General features: G+C 34.7%; 19 protein-coding genes and 1 tRNA gene. 1 reads left to right on the forward strand and 19 read right to left on the reverse strand.

Going from position 1 to position 20,067, the window contains the following annotated elements:
- Window positions 1-79: 79 nt before the first annotated feature.
- The 18 genes from ACE1EF_RS09165 to ACE1EF_RS09250 form a co-directional block, all read right to left on the reverse strand.
- Window positions 80-1,609, reverse strand: coding sequence for an argonaute/piwi family protein (locus tag ACE1EF_RS09165; RefSeq protein WP_375720352.1), 1,530 nt, complete (start codon window positions 1,607-1,609; stop codon window positions 80-82).
- Window positions 1,602-2,981, reverse strand: coding sequence for a TIR domain-containing protein (locus tag ACE1EF_RS09170; RefSeq protein WP_375720353.1), 1,380 nt, complete (start codon window positions 2,979-2,981; stop codon window positions 1,602-1,604). Before ACE1EF_RS09170 ends, ACE1EF_RS09165 begins: the two co-directional genes overlap by 8 nt.
- Window positions 2,982-3,177: 196 nt before the next feature.
- Window positions 3,178-3,831, reverse strand: a complete 654-nt coding sequence (locus ACE1EF_RS09175; RefSeq protein ID WP_375720354.1) for a hypothetical protein — start codon at window positions 3,829-3,831, stop codon at window positions 3,178-3,180.
- Window positions 3,832-4,461: 630 nt separating this feature from the next.
- Complete coding sequence (locus ACE1EF_RS09180) at window positions 4,462-6,165, reverse strand: serine hydrolase domain-containing protein (protein WP_375720355.1); 1,704 nt, start codon at window positions 6,163-6,165, stop codon at window positions 4,462-4,464.
- The gene (locus ACE1EF_RS09185; protein ID WP_375720356.1) at window positions 6,158-6,454 is read right to left on the reverse strand and encodes a winged helix-turn-helix domain-containing protein; all 297 of its coding nucleotides are present in this window, start codon (window positions 6,452-6,454) and stop codon (window positions 6,158-6,160) included. The genes ACE1EF_RS09180 and ACE1EF_RS09185 overlap by 8 nt, the downstream gene beginning before the upstream one ends.
- Entirely contained in the window at window positions 6,439-7,074 is a 636-nt protein-coding gene (locus tag ACE1EF_RS09190) for a hypothetical protein (protein ID WP_375720357.1), read from the reverse strand. Before ACE1EF_RS09190 ends, ACE1EF_RS09185 begins: the two co-directional genes overlap by 16 nt.
- Before the next feature lie 817 nt (window positions 7,075-7,891).
- On the reverse strand, window positions 7,892-8,233 hold the full coding sequence (locus ACE1EF_RS09195) for a HepT-like ribonuclease domain-containing protein (RefSeq protein WP_375720358.1): 342 nt from the start codon (window positions 8,231-8,233) through the stop codon (window positions 7,892-7,894).
- Window positions 8,226-8,516: a nucleotidyltransferase family protein gene (locus ACE1EF_RS09200; RefSeq protein WP_375720359.1), complete on the reverse strand. Its 291-nt coding sequence runs from the start codon at window positions 8,514-8,516 to the stop codon at window positions 8,226-8,228. Before ACE1EF_RS09200 ends, ACE1EF_RS09195 begins: the two co-directional genes overlap by 8 nt.
- A 255-nt stretch (window positions 8,517-8,771) precedes the next feature.
- Complete coding sequence (locus ACE1EF_RS09205) at window positions 8,772-9,029, reverse strand: Txe/YoeB family addiction module toxin (RefSeq protein ID WP_375720360.1); 258 nt, start codon at window positions 9,027-9,029, stop codon at window positions 8,772-8,774.
- A gap of 3 nt (window positions 9,030-9,032) precedes the next feature.
- A complete protein-coding gene (locus tag ACE1EF_RS09210) occupies window positions 9,033-9,284 on the reverse strand; it encodes a type II toxin-antitoxin system Phd/YefM family antitoxin (RefSeq protein ID WP_375720361.1) in 252 nt (83 codons plus the stop codon).
- 195 nt (window positions 9,285-9,479) lie between these two features.
- On the reverse strand, window positions 9,480-10,181 hold the full coding sequence (locus ACE1EF_RS09215) for a LytR/AlgR family response regulator transcription factor (RefSeq protein ID WP_375720362.1): 702 nt from the start codon (window positions 10,179-10,181) through the stop codon (window positions 9,480-9,482).
- Window positions 10,171-11,178, reverse strand: coding sequence for a sensor histidine kinase (locus ACE1EF_RS09220; protein ID WP_375720363.1), 1,008 nt, complete (start codon window positions 11,176-11,178; stop codon window positions 10,171-10,173). Before ACE1EF_RS09220 ends, ACE1EF_RS09215 begins: the two co-directional genes overlap by 11 nt.
- Before the next feature lie 332 nt (window positions 11,179-11,510).
- Window positions 11,511-12,266 (reverse strand): alpha/beta fold hydrolase, encoded by a 756-nt coding sequence (locus ACE1EF_RS09225; RefSeq protein ID WP_375720364.1) that lies wholly within the window; start codon window positions 12,264-12,266, stop codon window positions 11,511-11,513.
- 453 nt (window positions 12,267-12,719) lie between these two features.
- Window positions 12,720-12,881: a hypothetical protein gene (locus ACE1EF_RS09230; RefSeq protein WP_375720365.1), complete on the reverse strand. Its 162-nt coding sequence runs from the start codon at window positions 12,879-12,881 to the stop codon at window positions 12,720-12,722.
- 25 nt (window positions 12,882-12,906) lie between these two features.
- Window positions 12,907-13,440 carry a hypothetical protein gene (locus ACE1EF_RS09235; protein WP_375720366.1) on the reverse strand — a complete coding sequence of 178 codons (534 nt, stop codon included), beginning with the start codon at window positions 13,438-13,440 and terminating at the stop codon, window positions 12,907-12,909.
- Between the two features lie 146 nt (window positions 13,441-13,586).
- Window positions 13,587-13,784, reverse strand: coding sequence for a hypothetical protein (locus tag ACE1EF_RS09240; protein ID WP_375720367.1), 198 nt, complete (start codon window positions 13,782-13,784; stop codon window positions 13,587-13,589).
- 222 nt (window positions 13,785-14,006) lie between these two features.
- A complete protein-coding gene (locus ACE1EF_RS09245; protein ID WP_375720368.1) occupies window positions 14,007-14,972 on the reverse strand; it encodes a hypothetical protein in 966 nt (321 codons plus the stop codon).
- Window positions 14,973-15,719: 747 nt separating this feature from the next.
- Window positions 15,720-15,793, reverse strand: a tRNA-Asp gene (locus tag ACE1EF_RS09250).
- A gap of 541 nt (window positions 15,794-16,334) precedes the next feature.
- Here ACE1EF_RS09250 and ACE1EF_RS09255 point away from each other — a divergent pair.
- Window positions 16,335-18,611 carry an ATP-dependent helicase gene (locus ACE1EF_RS09255; RefSeq protein ID WP_375720369.1) on the forward strand — a complete coding sequence of 759 codons (2,277 nt, stop codon included), beginning with the start codon at window positions 16,335-16,337 and terminating at the stop codon, window positions 18,609-18,611.
- Between the two features lie 21 nt (window positions 18,612-18,632).
- Here ACE1EF_RS09255 and ACE1EF_RS09260 read toward each other — a convergent pair whose 3' ends face one another.
- On the reverse strand, window positions 18,633-20,063 hold the full coding sequence (locus ACE1EF_RS09260; RefSeq protein WP_375720370.1) for a glycoside hydrolase family 57 protein: 1,431 nt from the start codon (window positions 20,061-20,063) through the stop codon (window positions 18,633-18,635).
- Between the last annotated feature and the right edge of the window lie 4 nt (window positions 20,064-20,067).

Genomic DNA, 20,067 nt, shown 5'->3' on the forward strand with positions numbered 1-20,067 from the left:
CGGGCTAAAAACCTTGATATTTAAGACATTGCCTGCCATTACTTTTACAAAATGTTGTGCGTTCGTGCTTTATTTTCAATTAAATATAATATCTAAAAGGCAATGCTGGTCTTAAATCATCAATTTTTCCAGCTGTAAGGATTTCTCCAATCACATTTGCAAATTTTAATGTAACTGGTAATCCATCACCATATTTACAAGTATTGTAATTTAACTTAGTTAATGCCAAAATATCAGAACAAACAGTTTCAATTTTAATATTTCCTTTTCCTCGAACTAATTTAATAGTCAAAGGATTTGGAGTTTCCATACCTAAAGGTTGTTGTATTCTCGGAATAAAACCTTTTGTCCATAAATATGCATTATTTCTATTTTTCACATAAAAACTTCCTCGTAAGATTGGGAAATTTTTATCACGATAAAGCTTAAATACTTTTTCATCTTTTATTGTTACACCAACAAGCGAAATATTATGATTATCAACTGCCTCACAAAATCCATCCCATTCTTCATTGTCAAATTGAGTCTTCCCATGAATAAAAATTTCTTTTGGCAAATTCTTGTCATTCGAATTGGTAAATGCTTTTAATGCTTTGGTTAAAAGGTCAAAAGCAGCATCCTTTGTTAGATGATATTCTTTTGTGTCTTCATTATACCATGGTCCGACTGCTCCTTTAAAAACCATTCCATCTCCACTATCTAAAAACATTTGAGCAGCGCAGCACGCATATTTACTATTTATTTGCCTTTCATCAATTTTGAACACTAAACCAATATAACAGACATTTTTTCTTATACTTCCCAATTTCCAAGGCAAACCACCAACTTTATAGTAAACCGATGTTGCAATATTCCATGCAATATCTGTCTCCATTGTAGATAAATCTCTTTTGGGCTTTCCATTTTTGTTTAAGTAGGGATACTCATTATAAGCAATTGTTGACTCTCTTATTATTTGTGTTAGAATTTCGTGTTTTAGCAATTTTAATTTCAATTGATTATGAAAATGATTTTCGTAATCATAGCATTCTTTTAATTTCACATAGTCAGGGTCAATGTCATCAAATAAACCTTTATTTTTTTGTGCATACTTGTCTTTTATCCCAATTTTAATTGTATCAGCAGCTGACTTTGATTTTATACGCCCATATAAATAAACGTCATCAGGGATGACTACAAACCAGAGGTTTACAGGCGGTCTATCATCATCATGCCTATAATCGACTAAACTATTTACATATAAATCAACCATGTTTGCGACTCTAACATGTTTGTCTGAATACCTATAAAAAAGCTTTAACTTTTCTTCTTCAACTTCTAATTCTATGGTTGAATTTAGATTTATAGTAATTCCAAAAATTGACTCAAAACCAGGATAAATTGGTTTTGAAACATCTTTCTTTAAAGGAAAGATTGGTTTCATGAATTTACCAATCCAAGTTCTCATTCTTTTAATGCCTATAGGAGTACCAATTATTCCAATCGTAAAGTTATTTATCTTGTCTTTATTAAACGGTCCAAATAAAGAAAGACCATCACGAGGGTCAACTACTTTTTGATTATAGTTAAACAACAAAAAAGGTTCTTTTATGTGGCTAAGTTTAGGCATCGTCAGTTGCATTATCTAATTCTTGATAATATTCTTCTTCATCAAGATAACTATCAATTGGCATTAATCTTTTTTCATCATTTGGCTCTTCATAACCAAAGTTAGCGTTGAAGAGTATTGGAGTTGTTGAAAGTTCAATTGTTTCTGATTCTGCAACAATTACGGACATTTTAGAATTATCAGTATTTGAAAGTGATGATAAGAAGGCTAAAAGCTTATTTCGCCATTCCTTATTATACATGGTTTTTCCTTTCCTTCTTCTTGCACTGTGCATTTTTTTATTATCATCCCATGCTTTTTCCCCATCTGAAGTAAAAATGATATGATTTTTTAAACTTATGCAAAACTCGGGGCTAAGTAATGTTTTAAAGCTAATTGCAAAATGCCAGAAATCTTCATAATATTTGCCTGTCACGCCAATATTATGTGTATTTGCACCAACGTTAAATGAGCCTTTAACTCTTTCTTCTTCTTTATGCTCAAAATAATAGCATTTTGAATTTGATAATTCGTACTCTTGTAAATCCAAGCTTTGTAAATACATGTCAAAACATGTGTTCACAAGTCTTACAAGTAATCTCCTAAAATCATGATAGGTTGGAAATTCATCATCTTCGTACCAGTCGAACGCATCACTTGTGTTCTTTTGGATTATTTCAGATGGAGTTACTTCAAAACCTTTATCTGTTAGATAATAATCAAGACTTTTTTGAAATGAAACAATTATATTTCCATGCCTGTAAGCTGGATAAACCATGTTGTTTTTCAACACCTCTGCAGCTTGTTTTTCGTTCTGGAATTTATAAAAATAAATTGTCGAAGGTAGTCGTGGGATTTTAATCCAGTTAGAATAAAAAGTGTCATTTAATTTTTTATCAATACCTGACCAGTTTGTGTAAACATTTTCATACCAGTCAGATAGAGGCGTTGCACTTTCATTATTTTTAGGAACATTATCGTTCCCAAGTTTTTTTAGAAGTCTTTTTAAACCTGTTGCCCAATTATTTTCAAAAATTACAATGTTTCTTCGGTTAAGTCCTATTCTGGCATTGAAAGGTGCTTTGTCTATTTTGACAGGAATAATAAAATCTTTTAGGTTTAATTGTTTCTCAATGCTCTTGCATTGTTCCCACTCATCTAAAACTCCTGCTTTTTCAAAAGTGATATCTGAAACTACAAGTATGTATTTAATTGTTTGTTTTTCAAGAAAATCTTGCAAACTTTTCCAATAATCAGCTTCGCCACCAATAAGAAAAGATAAATCACATTCACATTTATAACCTTCGCCAATTAATTTCGACTGTAACCATAAAGTAAACTCATTATCCTCAGGTGTGGCATGTCCAATAAATATTGTATCTCGATTACTCAATTTTCTTGTTCTTTATTTACTGTTTAAATTTAGCAGAAATGTTTTTTTGCATGACGTACAACGGTTGGTGTAAGTTTTTGTAGCGGATTCTCGGAGTGATTTCCAGTCCGGCAGGACGGAAATTGATGCGAGAATCTGCACCCCGCACACCACCGAACCCGCTATAAAATTTACACATTGTTGGCAGCAGTTTTTTTCATTTCCAAAAAATAATAAATGTTATCATGCTTAATAAAATCCATATAATTTGCCATTTAAAAGATATCCATGAAAATCGTCCAAGGATAAGCGCTCTTTCTCTTAATTTTAAGAATTTTTCATGCCTCTTTTCTTTGTTTTCTATATCTACGTTGTCTAAGAAATAGTTTTCATTGGTAATGGTCACTAAAAATGTAAGAAGTAAATTGAAATGGAATTTTGGAAATTTCATTTTTTTCTTGATGTCAATGTAATCGTCAGGTAGTTCATCGTCATAATTGTGTTTCAGAGAATATGCTTTAATCCTGACAGTATTAATGTGTCTTGTTAATCTAAGGTCGTAAAGTCTTGACAACATTGTCAGAGTCCCAGAAAACAATGATAAAAATGCAAAGATTAAGGAGATTACTAAAGTCGTTGGTTTTATTTGTATTTGTCTCCAATCAAGTGTGAAATGTAATTCGGAATATAAGTCAATTTCCTTAACAAGGTATCCAAAAATAGCAAAGCCAATTAATATGAAGAAATTGTTCGCATTTCCAAATTGAGATAATGTTTGACCTGCCCAGAAACGGTGTCGTTCTCGATAATCAATTTTCTTATAATTGATTTCGTCTTTGTTCGGAGAATTTATAGTGTCTTCAGTTTCCATTTTTTCAAAATTGCTGCCAACTAGCATATATACCGTCAATTCTTCGGCTTATTGTATGTATTTGGGGTGTAAAACCGACGGTTATCTGATCTGTTTTTAGTATTATTTTCAAAAAATTTTGCATGTCAGGTTATATCAGAGCGTATCAAAAGGATACAGGTTCTTTTCAATTTTGGTGAGACTAAAATACATAAAAAAGTGATACAAAGGACAAAAGGGTGAGGCAAATATTAAACATACCCGGTAAAGGTTGTTTTTGGTATTTATAAGCAACTTTAAATGGCAATGCCGGAAATGCCACCCAGCAGCGCGATATGAAATTTGAAGAACTGGTGGAGTGGGTAACAGACGATGTGGTCATCGCCGGTATTGCACCGGCCGGTCAGTCCCGGCTTCCTGAAAAACCTGGCATTGTATTTCCGTCGTAGGGTAGACGTGTTATTTTGATTTACGACAAACCGGTTTTCCTTAGGAAAGGCCGGTTTGTTTTTGGGGCGAAACAGTTATATCCAATGTAAAGGGTTGTGGTTTTCCAACTTACCTGGCGGTATCTGAAAAAATCTCAATAATTTCATTTTTTTTGTTTATGCACCATTTTATCTTTTGAGCATATATTTTTACTAATTAATTTTATTTTTCAATAACTCGCTTACATTCAATTTGTTTTCCGAATTGATAAAGTACTAGCTTATCAATTTTTTGATGAATATTTTCCTTAAACTCTATAGCAGCATCAACACCATTTACTTTGAAAAGGACATCAGTCTTTGGGATAAGTTCATATTGATTTTGTCCGGTAACCTGAAGTAAAAGTTTCCCGGAGTTTGTCGTAATTGTTATAAAGGTTTGTTGGTTAAGTTGATAATCGCCTTCATATAATTTCAATATTTCTGGTTTAACAGAAATAGCAGGCATTGTTTCTATCGGAGCATTTTTTTCCAATATTATTTTTGATGTACCGTCCATTTTTGATTCTACCATTTTTTCAATTTCAAGTTTTTTATTCCGCATGAAACTAATGGAAACATCCAAACCACTTATGTAAAAACTATCAATAGCATATGGAACAAGTTCAAAGGTATTTCCAACAGTTTTTGCAAATAATTTTCCCTCATTTTCATCGATTTCAAGTACTGTTTTTTCGTTTTTATATACCCCTTCATATTCTTCTAAAGCAACCTTTTCCACATTGATAGCTTTTATTTTTTCAAATGGTTTACCAAGTACTGTTGCCGCAATATTCCTCGATAATACAGCAGAATGTGTCCCTTCAACATTTGAAAGAACACAAACAAATATTTTTTCACCTGGGATATACTGTATAGATGATGAGTATCCATTTATCCCACCGGTATGTCCTACAGCTTTTGCACCCTGTATTTCGTTAATGAAAAATCCCAGTCCATACTGACAGGGTTCACCTGTTTTTAATATAGTTGGCTGACACATCATTTCCAACGTTTCAGGATTTATAAATTCAGTATTAAATAGTTTGGCATAAAAATTATGTAAATCTGCGGTTGTTGAATAAATTGCACCGACAGAATATGCAAGAGACATGCTAATGTAATCCGCATAGATTATTGTATTATTATCAATTTTATAGCCTGTCGCTTTTTTCTTAATTATTTCAGCATTACTACCGTAATATGTGTGCTTTAAACCAAAGGGCTCAAAAATATTTTCTTCTAAAAATTTTTGATATGTTTTTTGTGTTACCTGTTGAATAATATAGCCCAGTATGAAATACCCTGAGTTGCTATAACTCCATTGTGTGCCTGGTTCAAATTCAAGTGGTGCTTTTTTTATTTCCTCAATTACTTCGTTTGGGGTATAATCTTTATACTTTCCATTTTTACCACTAAATTTCTGTAACTTTTCAAAACTGATAATGCCGGACGTGTGTCGTAGGAGATTTTCGATTGTAATATTATCACCTTGAGGATAGTCTTTAATATATTTTGAAATTTTATCGTCTAAAGAAACCCTTCCTTCTTCTATTAATTTTATTATTGAAATGGCGGTGAACTGTTTTGTAATTGAACCAATTCCAAGTATTATATCGTTTTGCATTGGAACTTCAAATTCAACATTGGCAAGTCCAAAAGCATTTTGATATATGATTTCCCCTGCTTTAGCGACCAAAATTGAGCTTCCGATATTTTTATCGGGAACATATTCTGAATAATTGCTTGCAATTTTGTCAGAAAGTGTGGACTCTTTTTGATTTTTTAATTCCTGTGCATATAGTTTAAAACTATAATTTAATACACAAAGAATGAGTAGTATTTGAGAAACAAAATTTTTCGTTTTTTTATTGGCTATTTTAATCACGTTTATATTGTTTAAAATATTCATCAATTGAATTGACGTAAATCTCATAGGCATCAACACCCTTTTGGGTAATCCCGCAGGTAGTCAAAGGATAATTTCCTTTAAATGATTTCTTCACCTCAATATATCCAGCCTCTTTTAACTTGCTCATTTGAAAGCTTAGATTTCCTTTTGTGGTATTAATATTTTCAAGTAAATAACTAAAATCAGCATTTTTTACTCCTATCAAGATGGACATAATCGCTAATCTGACCTGTGAATGTAAAAGTGGGTCTAAATCTTTGAACATAATTTCTGTTTTTCACGCTGAGCATATATAATGTGTCCCGGAATAATAAAGGCTATCACCCATGCAATAGATTCAATCAATAACTGTTCCTGAAGTTTGAAATACGACGCCAAATAAGCTAAAGCAGCAAAGACGATCCCACCTATAACAATTAGTCTATAACGTAGGATCCCTCCAGTGATTGTTACCGCAAATGCAATAAATACCATAAATACAGGATGTTGTAGTTCATAATTTATGCTTTTCAGTACATTAAACTGGATGAGGTTTACTAATACCATACTTAGAAAAAGAGAGACCCATACATACCTCAAGGATATTCCTATATAAGTTTGAACTTTCTTTCGCTGTAGAAAAATGTAATATGCACTGTATGCGATACCGGATACTGGCAATAGAATCCTTAAAACATGAACAATTTGCATCAGCTGATGAGGTATTATCAAAACACGTGTCAAATAATTCAAAAAGAAATAATTTAAAAATAGTATCCATCCCCAAACAATGAATAATATTCCATCTCGTTTGAATTTGTTTTTTGAGACCTGTATCATTTCTTTAATTACAAGAAGGGATTGAGCTTCATCTAATGAGTCCGGTGAATGTTTATTTGTATTCATGATAAAAAAATTTGTAAATCAAACTAGTTTGCATTACAAACTTAATTAAATTTGAAATACAAACTAACATACAAATCAACTTTTTCTGATTCTTTTTGAAATGGGAGTGAATTTATTTTAGTCTGATTAATTGGATAGCACCTATTTTTCAGTCTTGCTCATTACCAATATTTATCCCTGCAATTCTTCGGTTTATTGTAGGGATTTGGGGGGTATAGCCGACGGTTATCGGTGCTTTATGTTTAGTCGTGTTTTATAACAACTTCGCATTTCGGGTTATATCAGATCGTATCAAAAGGATACAGGTTTTTTTTTATTTGGAGAGACTAAAATACATAATGCAGCAATAGAAAAGATCAAAGGGGAGTGGCAAAAATTTAACATGCCCCTGACCGGTTGTCTTTGGTATATGAAAAAAACTTTTAATGGTGATGCCGGAAATGCAATCCATTAGTGCGATATGAAATTTGAAGAACTGGTGGAGTGGGTAACAGACGATGTGGTCATCGCCGTTATTGCACCGGCCGGTCAGTCCCGGCTTCCTGAAAAACCTGGCATTGTATTTCCGTTGTAGGGTAGGCGTGTTATTTTGATTACCGACAAACCGGTTTTCCTAAGGGAGCCGGTTCGCTTTTGGGGCGTACGGTCCCGCGGTATAGTGTCGCGGCAGTTTCAATCCGCCTCGCCTTGCGAAGCTTCGGCGGAGCAAGGTAGGATAGGAATTGTCAGGACGAAAAGAGCTGGTAGCGAACGTTGATACATTTTGTTTAAAAGTACTTCCATGCAGTACGACCGTGTGTTAGGGCTGTGTGGCTTCTTATTTATTTCTAATAATCACTTCAAGCCACTCGATCAATTCATCCATGTAAGATTCTATTATTGACCAAACAATCTCATAATCAACTCCAAAATATTCATGGATAATTCTATTTCTAAATCCACGAATTCTATTCCATTCAACTTCAGGATTATTATCTCTAAAATCTTGATCAATACGATTTGCAGCTTCTCCAATTATTTCAAAATTTCTAACCACTGCATCAATAGTCATATCGCTTGAAATGAAGTCTTCATAGTTAAGATGATTTGTATACTTCTTAATCTTCTTTGAAGACTGAAGCATATCATCCAGGAGTAAATAAATGTCACGTTTAGACATAAATTAAATCTGAGTCAATTGATCTTAAATATTTCTCTTTAATCCCTTTCTTAGAAACCAAGTCAACTTTAAATCCAACAATTTTTTCTAAGTCTTCTGCTAAGTCAACAAAACGGATTCCAACGCGATCTGAGAACTCGACAAGAATATCTAAATCACTGTCATCATTTTGTTCTTTTCTAGCGTAAGAACCAAATATTGCCAATGATTTAATTGGATAATCACGAAGAAGTCTGGTTTTGTGATTACTCAATACTTTCTCTATTTCATTCAATGTTCTCATATTTCAAAAATAGTATATTTTAAACAAATAAGTTAAAACTTATTTGTTTGTCTTTGAATAGTGCCGTTTTTCTTCCATTAGCCCTAACGTTCCCGCGGTGTGGTGTCGTGTGGTTGTCCCGATTGCTATCGGGATCCCATGGAGTGGAGACTGTCAAGCCGAAAAATGACGGCATACGATAAATGGGTTTAGCAGATTAAATTAAACAAGATGCACTATGACCGTGCATTGTACTGTGTAATTCTTTATTCAAGGTTAGTCATAATGAAATCTACAGGCATAGATTAATATTTCATCGTTAACAACTTGATAGACAAGTCTATGTTCATGGTCAATCCGTCTGGACCAAAATCCTGAGAGATCATACTTAAGAGCTTCAGGTTTACCTATCCCATCAAATGGACTTCTTTTTATATCTTTGATAAGAGCATTGATTTTTTTAAGAATTTTCTTATCGAAAGTTTGCCAATAGAGGTAATCTTGCCAGGCATTTTCGGAGAAGGAAATGACCATAGTTTAGTCCTCAATATTATGGTTAATTGTTTTCCCTTCTTTCATTTGTTTTATGGATTCATAAAGTCTGTCAGAATTCTTTTTAGAACTCAACAAATGCAATGTTTCCATGATTGAGTTGTATTCATCAAGGGAAATCATAACTGCCCCTTTACCCGTTTTTCTCTTAATTATTAGAGTTTCATTATCATCTTCAACACTATCCAGAAAACGTTTCAGTTCAGAACGAAATTCAGAAAAATTAGCTGCTATCATAATCGATAAATCTTGAAGTTCTTATATAGGTACAAATATAAGTACTTTATATGGGTTTTGTGAATCATTTTAATAAAATTTAGCGTCCCACTTTATGCAGTACAACGGCGTCATACGGAATGTGAAATTGCAGGTTAAAATTAAAACGTATGCACTATGACCGCGTGTTAGTATGCGTACTTTATTAGCATCAGTTTAGATCAATATTTTTCTCTCTTTCAGGATTCCGTAAAATTTGACTTTATAACTATCAGAAATTGGTATCAAATCGCTTCCGATTCGGATTCTATTTCTCTCAATATTCTCAATTTTTGAAATCGAAACGATATATGAATTATGAACTCTTTGAAAATCAGCCCGGGGTAATATTTCTAATACGTTTTTGAATGTTTGCAAAGTCATAATCTTTCTGTCAGTTATATGAATCTGCAAATAGTCTTTCATACCTTGAATGTACAAAATATCTTTAATCAGAATTTTCTCAATACGATATTCTGTTTTCACAAAAATATATTCATTGGAATTATCATTCTGTGATGTATTTAACTGATTATAAACTTTATCTACTGACTTTATAAATCGTTCAAATGTGAACGGTTTTAATAAATAGTCAGCTACATCTAATTCATATCCTTTTAGTGCGTATTCATCATATGCAGAAGTAATGATTACTTTTGGTTTGATTTGCAATGATTCCAGAAACTGTATCCCGGATAATTTTTTCATCCGAATGTCAAGGAATATCAAATCAACGGAATTCCTCTTTAAAAATCCAACTGCATCAATTGCGTTGTCAAATCCCTCCAGTAAATTGAGGAAATCAACCTGCTCAATAAACTCCTTAATCTTTTTTAAGGCAAGTGGCTCATCTTCTATGGCAATGCAATTAATTTTCATATAGCTCTAATTCCAGATTAACCTTAAATACTGAATCCTCCGGATTAATTGATAATTTGTGTTTATCCTTATACATCAAATCTAATCGTTTTTTTACTGTTTCTAAGCCTATTCCATGAACTTTATCCTTATCTCTTTCGGTTTTGTCATATTGATTATTACAAACAAAGATTAATTTCTTGTTTTCTACTATAATCTTAATAACTATACCATTCTCAATGTTCGAATCAATGCAATGTTTAAAAGCATTCTCCACAAAAGGAATCATAATCATTGGAGCAACCTTTATTCCATTTGAATCACCTTTTATCGTAAAATCAAGAAACTTTTCATTTTTAAGTCTGAGTTTTTCAAGAGATAAGTAGCTTTCTAAATGTTCAATTTCTTTAGCTAATTCAACAAAATCCAATTTAGCATCTTTTAGCATGTATCGCATAATGTCAGAAAGTTTCACCAACGATTTCGAAGCCTTGTCCTGATTGTCATAAATTAAAGTGTCTATATTATGCAATGTATTGAACAGGAAATGAGGATTGATTTGAGAACGAAGCAAAGCGAAATTGCTCTCATAATTTTTACGTTCAAGTTCTGTTTTTAATCTGTTTTTCTTGAACCAATCTGTGAAAAACTGAAATAAGCCACCCAAAAAACCAAATAACAGTATAACCACTAAAGTCATCAAGGCGTCCATATACTTGTAAGAATTATTTTCTCCCCAAATTACATGTCCAATGAAAAAAGGTGCGATTAACAAAAGCGGATAGACCAGGAATTTTACATTTTTTATGATCAGCTTAGTGTAAAAGAAAAAAATATAAAATGGAACCGAAAGTATACCAACAGTAAGTGCAGCACTTGTATATGCCTCCCAGTTAGTGAGTGGGTTAAAATCTCCGGAAGGCAATAACATCGGAATCAGGTTCATAATTGTGAAGATTAGAAACCAAATCATTAACCAAAATCCAATGTGCAATAACATAATAACTGACTTTTTCATTTTTCTAAATTTTAGTTAAACATGAGTTCAAAAGTCAGATTTTACACCTTGTTTTAAAAATTCAATATATCCTTGCTGCAGTTTTATCGACACCTTCTCTGTTTTAATCTATTCTTTCACGTGCAATATCCCTCTGAGTATGCATGCTACCGGTAAATTCTATGCATATTGGCAGACCCGATAGCTGTCGGGTGCCTGATGGTTTCCTGTAGCACCTTCCCGAGGCTGCGGCGGAGTAAGGTTAAACTACGATGCAGTTTGAGCGGGCTACAAACCCTGATATTTACGAATCGACAGCCATTACTTATATAAAACGTTGTGCGGTCGTACTATTAATTTCTCCCCGTAGCATTCAAAAAATTTAAGACCTCCGCATTAAAAAAAGCTGTATTTGTCCATATTAACGGATGGCCTCCTTTGTCAGACAGTACAAACCTGCAATCTGATATTTGACTGGTTAACCGTTTAAAATCCTGTTCAATATTTGGAATAAAACTATCCTCCCGGCTTCCTGACAAAAGGACTGGACATTTTACCCTTTGAGGAGCGTCTTCTAACCAGTAACCTCCATTTTCAACGATTCTTTTAATGTTTTCGGTATCCAGTTTTATGATGCTTTCCCAATCATTACCATGACAATACGTCCAAAATTGTTTTTGTGCATCGTTTGGATTACTTCTTTCTCTTATCACGTTGTTTTCAAGCATTTCAGCCGTGAATTCTACACTAAAACTGTCCAAGATAAGATGACTGACCTTTTCCGGAAAATCAGCAGCTAAAAACATTGCGACAATTGAACCTCCACTTGAACCAACTATTATTGCCTTGTTGTATCCTAAATGTTCTATTAATGCATTTATTTGTGTTGCAGAAAATCTCCACCAATTTTCTTTTATATCTGAAATTCTATCCGATTTACCTGTCCCTAAAAAATCAACAGAAACAGCTAAATAATACTTTGAAAAGAAATCAATCTGAGGTTGATAAACAATTGAAGAAGCAGTATTTCCTGGTAGAAAAATTATTAATTCTCCATCCCCTTGACTTCTGTAAGTTATTGTTTTTGAATCAAAAATAAACTGTTCCATAATTTATCTTACCTTTCATTTGTATGCCGCACAACCACTAAATACACCGATAATGATCTTCTTTATATTTGGTGGTGTTTTCAAACAATTTGGCATGCCAGGTTATATCAGAGCGTATCAAAAGGATACAGGTTCTTTTCAATTTTGGTGAGACTAAATTACGTAAAAAAAGGGACACGAACGACAAAAGGGGAGAGGCAAAAAATAAACATGCCCCTGACCGGTTGTCTTTGGTTTTAAAAAACAACTTAAAATGGCCATGCCGAAAACGCAATCCGGCAGAGTGATATAAAATTGAAGAACTGGTGGAGTGGTTAACAGACGATGAAGTCATAGCCGGTAATGTACCGGTCGGCCCCGGCTTCCTGAATAACCTGGCATTGTAGTTCCGTAGTAGGGTAGACGTGTTACTTGTAACAGATAATTATTGAACGCCGTGATGTAGCCACTGCATTATTTCAATACTTCTCTTTGGCTTTGTTGCCGGGCATTATTGATGCCTTTTTCAAATTCGGTAGCATTGGTAGTCCAATCCATAACTAAATCAACCAGGAACATACTTACGATGCCCAGCAGAAAAAACACAACATCCCGTTTTGATACTTTTGTTTTCATGATTGTTTATATTTAGGGTTTGTAATTAAAGTTTTATGTTTAGCGTATTGGTAAGCAACGGATTACTATGATAATAAAACTCAACAGGATTCAGCGTAATATCATGATGAACACCATTATAATAAACGAAACTAATGGTGAGCTTAACGGTATTGGAACTTTTCCCGTTTTGAATTTGATATTGATTGCTTGAGATCGTTATCAGTTCTTCCAGGTATGTTTCCCGCTTATACGTTGAGATTGCCTTAGACTTTAATGAATCACTTTCTATGTAAGCAATAATGTCATAGATGTATCCCGGTATCTTCTGGTAAAATGTCATCTCACCCTTCAACTGATTATAAATACCGGCTTTTAATGTGTCAATGTAATGATAGTTATCCGTTTTCTGTTTTGGATTGTTTTGTTGATCCGACATTGGAACTTCAAAATTAATTTCAAAGCTTAGCGTTGAAGTTGAGTCATTCCGGTTGAGTAGTTTATAGTCAATTTTGGCAATATTCTGCCCAAAACCGGTTAGACCATACACGAAAAACAGGATAGATAAAATTGTTTTCATAAGATTACTTTTCAATACAGAATTTTCTGATTAATTAGTGTTAAACAAGGGCTGTACGTTCTTTCACATTTGTATCGATACAGTTTCTGTCACCAGTGAATGAAAAGGTCAGAACAAAAGGTCCTGAACGTGCATGTTATACTATTTTATTGAGATTTAAATTCAGTTTTAGTTACAGACCCCGTTTCAGTTTTCATCGTCATTAGCGCAATATCTACAAATATTAATACAAGAAAAGCAATTAAAGAAGCAATCCATATTCTTCTTTTTTTTATTATAATTCCTGTCCAAAAAGCAATAAAGAAAATGGCAGTCAGGCTTAGTAACAGATAGTTTAAAATCATGGTTATTTTTTTTAGATTAATTTATATGTACTGTGTTGTCACAATTGTTGTATTATTAATGATCCTCTCACCGTTGTTCTGGTTTTTAAACGTACTGCCAGGCATTAGGTTCCCATGTTTCAGGCAGTGGGTTTTATTTTGTCAGGGTTAATAAACTTTCTTTCAATCTTAAAACGACGACATCCGGAATGTGGGTTGCAGGTTAAAACAAAACTGCATGCACTATGACCGAGTGTTAGTGTGCTTTAATTCTTCATGATATGATTTTGACTCCTTTAATTTACCATCTTCATAGTATTCGTATGATTCAACTAATTTTAAATTCATGCTTTTGTCAATAGCAATCATGCCAATTTCTTTGTCGTTCTCGTAAAAGGTTTTTATAATTTTATTTCCATAATCATATATTTCAGTTGAATTAGTGCGGTGTTCATCATTAAAATCACTAATACCCAAATCAATAGTGTCATTATGAGAATCCAAGGAATAGAAGTCAGGATAAATGCCTGATTTTGAATAATCATAGTATTTCATCTTTTCAGAAGCTTCAATGTCCTTAAAATAAATTGTATGCTTTTCCTTCATCAACCTATCAGCTTGATAATTAAAATTTATGGTATGTATTAGTTGGTTCTTTTTATTATATTGCTTTTGCATAAGACACGAATTACCGTTGTAATTGAATTTGTTAACATAAATTGTTGTATCATACTTTCTATTTCTTCGAATTTGCAGTAAATCCTGATTAGTGTCAAAACTTGTCATTAATAATCTCGAAAAAATAGTTCTCTTTCCGTCAGGAAAATAGTTGTAGACCTCCCAAAAAATTGTATCATTTTCAGAATTTATTGAAATCGTACTAATCAAAGAATCATTTTTATCGTAATCATAGATTTTGATAGTTGGTTTTTCGTCAAAGTCAGTTTGAGAGATCTCCTTAGTCAGCAATCCTCTTTCATTATATTCAAAGTCTATATGGGTTATCATGGAGTCAACAACTTGTCCAAACATAATAGTGTATGTTTTCTCTGTTTGACCAGATAATTTATCAGAATCGTATTTGTAAAAATAGTGAGTGTTATTTGACAATTTTGAAGCATTAAATATGAAATTTGCAACCTTTTCTTTTTGCTGTTTACAACCAATCAGAATAAAAATTCCAATAAGTAAAATCATGTTTCTTTTCATGTACAAAGTTCTTTTTAATTCACACTAACTGGTATATACCGATATTTATTAGGTATATCAATTCAAATTGATCGATAATGCTTAGCTTTTAACGGATTTATTTTTTTAAAGATAAGCAAAATCAGATGTCATTATTTGTTTGAACAGACACACGATAAGGTGAAGATTGTCAATAAAAAAACAGACGTTTTATTACCGCTTCGCCCTCCCGGTCACATTCAGCATAATGGATAGGATATACAGCAAAACTGCGAACACCATTTGGTGATTCAGCAGCTAATTGTTTAATATTCATCCTTAAAACCGGCGCAGGTATTTTCCCCGTTTTAAAAGTAATAAATAGTTTTTCATTTTCAATATTTTGTGCCTGAAAATTAAATTACTGTGTATTTCCCAATACGGGTTTAACTGCTTTAATTTTATTGAGATCCGGATGTAAAATTGTGTTGATTGCTTAAGTTCACCATGCGAAGTATGGCAACATTATATCCGTATTATAAAGAACAAGGGGAAATATTGAAATGAAGGTAGGCGACGATAACCAGGCTGCCATAATGGTGTCTTTCTATAAAATTATGGGTTCAAAATTGGGTTTAAAACATAAATGCCCCTTAAAATTAAATCATGACAGATGGGTATGCCGGATTCAAATGTAGAATACTTTGCTGTTTGGGTTGCCGGTTATCGGGGAAATTTGGTTGCTAAAAATACAAAAGCCTGTAAATTAAAAATTTACAGGCTTTTGAGCGGTCTGGACGGGACTCGAACCCGCGACCCCATGCGTGACAGGCATGTATTCTAACCAACTGAACTACCAGACCTTAAAATTTTGATCAATCGCTGTATTGATCAGCCTTAATTGTCAAAGGCGGTGCAAATATACAACAAGAATTTATTTTTGCAATGGTTCAAAAAAAAAAATCAAAACTTTTTTCAAAATGAAAGGAGTCGTACTGAAATTTGCCCGCAGGCACAAAAAAATTAAGGGGTGGTGGCCCACCCCTTAACCATAACCTATTAACCTAATATAACCTTATGAAAAAGCCTAATTGTGCTTTTGCTCTACAAAGATAAAGGATGATTGCGTTAAAAAATAATCATTCATTTTAATAATTATTAATTTGTGTTTTTCGGTTAATATTTCTGAGTTTCCCCGTTTAAATAGATCCTCCAGCTCCATATGAACCGGAAGTACTGTCATTCTTAGGGTAGTAAAATGAAGTGAAGTACTTTAGGTAATACTGTTTTTTAGCCGAACCATGATATTTAATCCCTGCAGCAGGAATTTTGTTAATAAGTATGCAGAAACGATTTTGTCATCCAACTGCAGAGGTATTAAATTTGAGGTTTTAAACCTGTATAGTGAAAGATTTTTTAAACGAATTAAACAGTGCTCAGAAGGATGCAGTTGTAAATACTGATGGTCCGTCCCTGGTATTGGCCGGAGCCGGTTCAGGAAAGACAAGGGTACTGACGTATCGCATAGCCAACCTCCTGGATAAAGGCATTCATCCCGGTTCAGTGCTGGCCCTTACATTTACCAATAAGGCTGCAAGGGAGATGAAGGATCGTATTGCCAGAATCGCCGGTTACCAGGTCGCCCGTTATTTGTGGATGGGAACATTTCATTCGGTCTTCTCAAGAATATTGCGAAAAGAGAGTGAGCTTCTGGGGTTTCCGGCTACTTTTACAATTTACGATACCGCCGATTCAAAATCTCTCATTAAAACCATTATAAAGGAATTAAAACTCGATGATAAAGTCTATAAGCCTGGCTATGTGCAATCCAGGATTTCGCTGGCCAAAAATAATTTAATAACGCCGGCATCTTACGAGTCCAATGCCCAGCTGGTTCAGACAGATGGCATGAATAAAATGCCGCAGATCAGTTTGATATATAAAATTTATGCGAACCGGTGCAAAAGGGCAGGAGCCATGGATTTTGATGATCTGTTGCTTTTTACCAATATCCTTTTCAGGGATCATCCCGAGGCCCTGGCAAAATACCAGGATCAGTTCAGGTATGTGCTTGTGGATGAGTATCAGGATACCAATATGGCTCAGTATCTCATTATTAAGAAGCTGTCGGAAAAACACCGGAATATCTGTGTGGTTGGTGATGATGCACAAAGTATTTACAGTTTTCGCGGAGCCAAAGTGGATAACATATTAAGGTTTCCAAAAGATTTTCCCGGGTGTAAGGTGTATAAGCTGGAACAAAATTACAGATCAACCCAAACTATTGTGTTGGCCGCAAACAGCCTCATCGACAAAAATAAAGAGCAGTATAAAAAGAATATATTCTCTGAAAACGACGCAGGGAGCAAGATCAATTTTATCAACGCCTACAGTGATGTCGAAGAAGGCGTATTGGTGGTGAACCGTTTGAATGAGCTTCGACTGCGCGATCATTTCGATTATCAGGATTTTGCCATTCTGTATCGCACGAATGCACAGTCGAGGGTGTTTGAAGAGGCACTGAGAAAACGAAATGTTCCGTATAAAATTTACGGAGGCCTTTCGTTTTATCAGCGGAAGGAAATTAAAGACCTGCTCGCGTATTTCCGGCTGATCATCAATCCGGCAGATGATGAAGCCTTGAAACGGGTGATTAATTTTCCGGCCAGGGGAATCGGGAAAACAACCCTTGATAAGTTAACAGATCTGGTTGCCCTTAATCAGGAACCCATGTTAAAGGTTTGTCTTGATCCTTTGCGGTATAACCTGAACGTTAACTCCGGTACGGCCAATAAACTGATCCGGTTCGGAAACCTGATCGTACAGATGAGAACGGTGGCCGAAGAAGGAAATGCTTACGAGTTGGCATATGAGGTAGCGCACAAATCCGGATTGGTAAAGGAACTCAAATCGGATAATTCACCTGAAAGCGTAAGCCGGCTTGAGAACATTGAAGAACTGTTGAACGCCATCAGGGATTTTACAGATTCTGCACGCGAGGAAGGAACAACTGACAGCATGGAGTATTTTCTGCAGGAAGTGTCACTTCTGACGGATCAGGATAGTGAGAAGGAAGAAGACCGGAATAAGGTAACCTTAATGACAGTTCATGCTTCTAAAGGGCTTGAGTTTAAGAATGTGTTTGTTACCGGCCTTGAAGAGGAACTGTTTCCCTCTGCCAGAGCTATGGATAATCCAAAGGACATGGAGGAGGAGCGACGCTTGTTTTATGTGGCGGTAACCCGGGCCGAAGTTAACTGCACGGTATCTTATGCAAAATCCCGGTACCGCTACGGAACACCTGTTTTTTGTAAACCGAGCAGGTTCTTAAAAGATATTGACCTTGAGTATTATGATAATCCGCAGTCTGTTAGTCTGTTGCTTGGGAACGGTTCTTTGGGTTCGGCCCGGGCCGGAAAGGCAAACTTTGTGAACAGACGGAAGACGGAATCTGCCGTTGGTGCACGTTTCAGAAAACCGGAAAACAAGACACCCGTAAGGGATGCAGCAGATTTTAAGGCTGATCCGGTTGATAAGATCCGAAGCGGAGACATGGTGGAACATATCCGGTTCGGGAAAGGCACTGTTGTTAGTTTGCAGGGTGAAAAAGCTGTTGTTGACTTCGAAACTGCAGGTAAAAAAACCTTGCTACTTAAATTTGCAAGGTTAAAAATATTATAAACACTATTTTTAGCTCAATTTTTATTTTTTGCCTTTTGTTTTAGGTGTCGTCTTTGGTTTTGCAGCTGATTTAGCTTTTGTGGTTTTCGTTGCTGTTGATTTTGGCGCAGATTTCACAGCAGCCGGTTTTGTTGCAATTGCCTTTTTTACAGCCGGTTTAACTTCGCTTCTGGCTTCAATCTTGGTCTGAACGGATTTTAACTGTTTCCTGGTCTCTTCCAGTTCTTTTTCGAGTGAGGCAATCTTTAGCGTTTTTTCATCCATCCCTTTTGTTGCTTCCTTCAATTGCAGTTCAAAGTCGCTGAGCACATTCATATAGTTCATGAAGGCATCGTAAGGTGAATCATAAGGATTGAAATAGGCGTGAACCTCACCATCAGAGAAGAACTTGGTACACATGTAATAAAAATGGTCGCTGCACTGCAGATACTGCCAGTTCTTTTTCAACACAAAATCATCTACCTTGTCGACCAGATGTTTCAGTTTGTAGAGTTTATTAAAGGCTTCATCCTGCAGCTCATTTCCTAACCACGCAGTTAAATCTCTCTCTTCATCTGCCCATGAAATAGGATACGGAACATGAATGGCAGAAATCGGATTGAACGATTTGGCTACTTCAGAAGGTGTTGCAAATTTGAATTTATTTTTAATTGCTACCTCGGGCAGGGATTTTATAAAATCAAATATGCCTGTATCCGATTTCTGGTGTTCACCAAATGTTTCATAGTCCATAAATATATTAAAGACTTCCTCTTTACTATCGTGTGAATTTATCCACCCAACATATTTATCTGCAGTTAACGGATATTCACTCCAGGCAGAATTTGAAAAGCGGAAGGCTATGTCATCACTCAGTTTATAATTTCTGAGCAGCACCTTAAGTTTTGGATTGAGACTGTTGCAGTACATAAAATTCGGACTTTTCCATCCCAATACATGTTTTGCACCTTCCGTCAGCATAGCTTTAAAACCAAGTTCAGAAATGGTAAGACCCATTTCATCCGAATAGATGAGTTCGGTATTTCTGAATACAGTTGGTTTTTGTCCGAATAATTCTTCTATTTTTTCACTGTGTTTTTCTATTTGCTGCTTAAAGCCGCTTTTTGTTTTTAAGGCAGCCAGTGAATGGGCGTATGTTTCAGCCAGGAATTCAACCTGACCCGTGGCTGCCAGTTCTTTAAAACTTTCCAGCACTTCGGGAGCGTACAATTCAAAATGCTCCAGGGCAAGACCTGAAATGGAGTAGGCCACCTTAAACGCACCTTTGTGTTTTTTTATTAAGCTAAGGATTAATTTATTTGCCGGGAGATATGAGTTGCCGGCTACCTTTGTTGTTATAGATTCATTGGTGTAGTCATCATAGTAGTAATGATCGTTACCAATATCGAAAAAACGATACCTTTTTAATCTGAAAGGTTGGTGAACCTGGAAATAGAAACAAATCGTTTTCATATAG

The sequence above is a fragment of the Quyinboa sediminis genome, from assembly GCF_042219855.1.
In the GTDB taxonomy this organism is placed as follows: Bacteria; Bacteroidota; Bacteroidia; order Bacteroidales; family UBA5342; genus JBHJHP01.